Source organism: Endozoicomonas sp. SESOKO2 (assembly GCF_024606245.1).
In the GTDB taxonomy this organism is placed as follows: Bacteria; Pseudomonadota; Gammaproteobacteria; order Pseudomonadales; family Endozoicomonadaceae; genus Endozoicomonas_A.
The window spans coordinates 1-4,502 of sequence record NZ_JAHHPQ010000213.1 but is presented as its reverse complement, the minus strand read 5'-3'; the positions used below and the strand labels follow the sequence as shown (position 1 = coordinate 4,502).

The window sequence follows — 4,502 nt, the reverse complement described above, 5'->3', positions numbered from 1 at the left end:
AAGTGGAATATTTCGCAGAACCCGTCGCTTTTGTCCCCGATGGAAAAATCCTGCCCTGCTGCTGTTATGCCAAGAGCGACCTTACCATTGAGATCCCCGGTGGCTGTCATATCAAAAAAGAGCAATGACACGGCAAAAAACAAGCCCCTTTTTATATTAATAAAGCTATTAGAATTTAATCTAATATAACAAAGATAAAAATTTTGGCCTTATCCCTAATCAACTTGTCACTCCTCTGAACTAAGATGCTCTCGCCCTGTCTAATAAACATGAACGTCAAAACATTCAGGGAAGGGTCGAGACTATGACAAGGAAACTCACATCGCAATACCCGCGTATTATACTGCTTATTCTGTTGGCCTGCGTACTGACAGTTTTTGGATCAAGCCAAAACGTATTCGCCAGAGGCGAAAAACCCAATCTCAACAAGATTCCGGGGCCCGACTCCACTCAACGGTATATCAACTCTCCTGCCGAAAAGTTCAAGCATCGCCTGGAAGCACTCTACCCCTATGCATTTGCCAGCTACCTGTCCTATCGTTTCAGAACTGCCAGTGATAGAGCGGGCGTCAAAGAGGCCCTGGAAGATCGCCTCACCCATATTCAGTATCGCAACGCAGTCAAGACAGATGTACCTGAAAAATGGTTAACACAGGGAGTGTTTGACACCCGGTATGATGCCAACCGAATCTACGACCGCGAAGACTCCGGGTTGAAAGCCAGAGTTTTCCTCCACACTTCAGAAAAGAAAATTCTGATAGCGTTCACAGGAACAGAATTTGATAGCCTCAACTCCCTGACCAATGCTGCCTGGACACAGGGTGGCTATGGATATGGCTATCTGACACAGATCATCTCCTACTTCTCCAGCTTCATCACTGCCGGGGATTACTTTCCACTGGAAGTTCCCATGCTGAGAAGAGCTTTGGAGCTGACTGTCGACCTGTATGAGCACTACCCTGACCATGAGTTTGAGCTGACAGGCTCCTCTCTGGGTGGCGCAATCGCCCAGTATGTTTCCTTTAAAACCCGATTCAAGGCGGTGGTATTTAACAGTCTTGCCCTGAACTCTGCCATCTACTGGCACATTCAAAATGAAGAACCCGACCTGAAGCCAAAAGCACTCATCACTCATGCTTACCTGAACGGAGAGTTATTGAACGATACTCTTCAGGGGCTCTTCATCCAGGGTCCGGCCCACGCTATCTATGCCCAGGGCAGCCTGCCTGTTGAAGGACTGGAGATTCCAGTACCCGCTTCTGAAAAATCGCTGCACGGATTAGGCCAGTTCTGGTCTCGACACACTGCCAGTGGACTGCTGAGAGCGCTTGAAGCCAACATACAGCTTAATCTTCCACCGCTGAAGCAGAAACCGTCTTGAACGTAAGCAAACTGAAAAGCAACTAAGCTATATTTCTCCCAACCATTCTGTACCCCTGACACCACCTCGACACAAAGAAGGCTGAAGAGACTGTGAGCAGAGTTGTTTCCAGCAACAATCTACCCGGCAACAATCTACACGGGAACAATTTATCCAGAAACAACAATGTATTCAAAATTAATGGTTCCGGAATCAGAATAATAACAAACCTTCTCCTCAGCCTCTGCCTGTCGCACCCTCTGGCCATCTGGGGTGAGGTCCGTATTGAAAAGTCTTTCACTCTGATCGGTACCCACAAATACCCGGACAGCTTCACTCATTTTGCTTACACAAACCCCAATGCACCTAAAGGTGGTGTCCTGAGGCTAGCCAGGACAGGCTCATTCGACACTCTGAACCCATTTAACGGCAAAGGAACTACGCCTGATTACCTTTACCACACCCACGGCTCATTAATGACCCGGTCAGCCGATGAACCTCACACTCTTTATCCCTTTCTGGCCGAAGCCATCGAATACCCTCACGACTTCAGCTGGGTTGCTTTTCATATCAACCCGGCAGCAAAGTTCAGCGACAACCACCCTGTCACGTCAAAAGATGTTGTATTCACTTTTGAGTTATTCAAAAGGGAGGGCTCACCCTTTTTGAAAAATCTCTATAAAGACGTCGCCAGAGTTGAAAAAACTTCGCCACACCGAGTCGTTTTTTACCTGGACAAACCTGGCAAGAAGCAGCTTGCCCTGCTGGGTTATCTTCGCGTGCTTCCTCATCATTACTGGCAGACCAGAAACTTTCAGGGTCGTCACCTGAACAGCCCTGTGACCAGTGGGCCCTTAAAGGTCAAGCATGTCAAAATAGGACAAAACATCACTTTTGAGCGAGTCAGGGATTATTGGGCAGTCAATCTTCCCAGCCAGAGAGGGAGGTATAATTTCGACGAAATCAGGGTGGACTATTATCGTGACCCTCAGGCTGTGATCGAAGGCTTCAGAGCCGGACTTTATGATGTTCATCAGGAGACTGATACTCAAAAATGGCATCAGTCATTCAGTTTCCCGGCAGTTAAAGAAGGTCGGGTGCTGAAGAAAGACATTGAAATGCTCTATACAGCTGGCATGAGTGCCCTGGCTTTTAATCTTCGTCGGGACAAGTTCAAAAACCCTGCACTTCGTCAGGCTTTAATCATGGCCTTCGATTTTGAGTGGATTAACAGGACTCTGCTGAATTCTGACTTTCAGCGTACTACGAGCTTTTTCTACAACTCACCTCTCTCAGCCACAGGTCTGCCGACAGAAGAAGAACTCAAGCTACTGGAGCCGTTTCAGGAGCAGTTACCCAGTGAACTTTTCAAGCAAGCCGTCATTCTCCCCGTTTCAGACGGAAGCGGTAAAAACAGGGAGAATGTCAGGAAAGCTCTGGCTCTCTTCAAAAGAGCAGGATACCGGTTGGAAAACGGGCGGATGATAGATACAGCCTCAGGCAAGCCTCTCACTCTCAGCCTGCTGACCGAAGACCCTAAACAGGAACGTTTGTTACTTTCTTACCGTAAAAGTCTTGCTGACCTTGGCATAACATTGAACATAAAGACTCTCGACAAAAGCCTGTTTCGAAAAAGAGTCAGGGAGTCAGATTTCGAAATGGTGGACTGGTATTTCTGGCAGTCCACTTATCCGGGCAACGAGCTGTATCATATGTGGAGCAGTAAAGTCGTCATGGAAAAACAAAGTGGTAACATTGTCGGCATCAAAAACCCGGTCATTGACCACCTGCTAGCCGAGGCAACAAATGCAGACAGCTATGAAAAACTGATACCCATTGTCAGGGCTATGGACCGGGTACTGATGTGGGGCCACTACGTCATTCCCAAGTGGCATACTCAAAAGACTCATCTGGCTTACTGGCACCACCTTGGTCATCCACCACAAGACCATCTTTACTGGCTCGACCTGAGTAACTGGTGGTACAAGCCAGACAAGAATCCATGATTTTTCCATTTTGATCGCTTACCTCTCTCAATGAGCAATCTCTGGCCAAAAAGAAAATCACTATCAACAAGCTCTTGATTTGGTTTTTTTTCATCGGTAGAGTAGTTACCAATTTGCCTACAAAGACTTGCCTGTAAGCGCAGGCTTCTTTAACTTATTTTTAATGGCAACATAATGCCCATAGGCTGTCAGAGCTGAAACGTATACTGTGACGAACACACGCGAATGAGATCCGAAACTGGCTGTTCTGTTTCAAACACACGCCTGAGCAGGGTGCCGACCGGTATCAACAGTGGTCCGTTTTTCAGAAAAAGCTCCTTAATCAGGGGCTTTTTTTTGGTTTGTGCCCACCCTGTAGCTTCATCAGCTATTTGGCACCATCTCCCCATTCTTCACCCTTATTCAGGAACAGGTAACTCTTGATGGAAAACCAGCTCTATCTGAGGGACATCATTTCCATAGCAGACCTGAATCGTTCAGACCTCGAACAGATTCTGGAAACTGCCGCCCAGCTTAAAAGAGCACCACGTCCCGATCTGCTAGAGGGCAAGGTGATTGCCAGCTGCTTCTTTGAGGCTTCGACCCGAACCCGTCTCTCATTCGAAACCGCTGTACAGAGGCTGGGAGGAACCCTGATTGGTTTCTCTGACAGCAGTAACACCTCGGCCAAAAAAGGCGAAACACTGGCCGATTCAGTCAAAATCATCAGTTCTTATACTGATGCCTTCATCATGCGTCATCCTCAGGAAGGTGCGGCACGATTGGCCTCTGAATTCTCCAATGTCCCAATCATTAATGGCGGTGATGGTGCCAACCAGCACCCGACACAGACGTTGCTGGATCTTTTCAGTATTAGAGAATGTCAGGGGACACTGGACGACCTGACCATCACCTTTGTCGGTGACCTTAAATACGGCAGAACTGTTCACTCATTGGTTCAGGCCATGGCACTGTTCGGTGCCAAATTTAACTTTATTGCACCCGACGCGCTTTCAATGCCCGATTACCTGCTGGAAGAACTGGATGAAAAAGGTATTCGCTACCGCAAAGCCGGGAGCATTGAAGAAGTGGTGCCTGAGTCTGACATTATTTATATGACACGGGTTCAAAAAGAGCGCTTTGATGAAACTGAATAC

At 47.5% G+C, this 4,502-nt stretch carries 3 protein-coding genes; all 3 read left to right on the top strand.

Going from position 1 to position 4,502, the window contains the following annotated elements; all coding sequences use genetic code 11:
• Positions 1–304: 304 nt before the first annotated feature.
• A complete protein-coding gene (locus KDK17_RS05085) occupies positions 305–1,381 on the top strand; it encodes a hypothetical protein (protein WP_257253678.1) in 1,077 nt (358 codons plus the stop codon).
• A 92-nt stretch (positions 1,382–1,473) separates the two neighbouring features.
• On the top strand, positions 1,474–3,366 hold the full coding sequence (locus tag KDK17_RS05080) for an extracellular solute-binding protein (protein WP_257282384.1): 1,893 nt from the start codon (positions 1,474–1,476) through the stop codon (positions 3,364–3,366).
• Between the two features lie 422 nt (positions 3,367–3,788).
• A partial coding sequence (gene pyrB, locus KDK17_RS05075) for an aspartate carbamoyltransferase (protein WP_257287500.1) occupies positions 3,789–4,502 on the top strand: 714 nt, incomplete at its 3' end.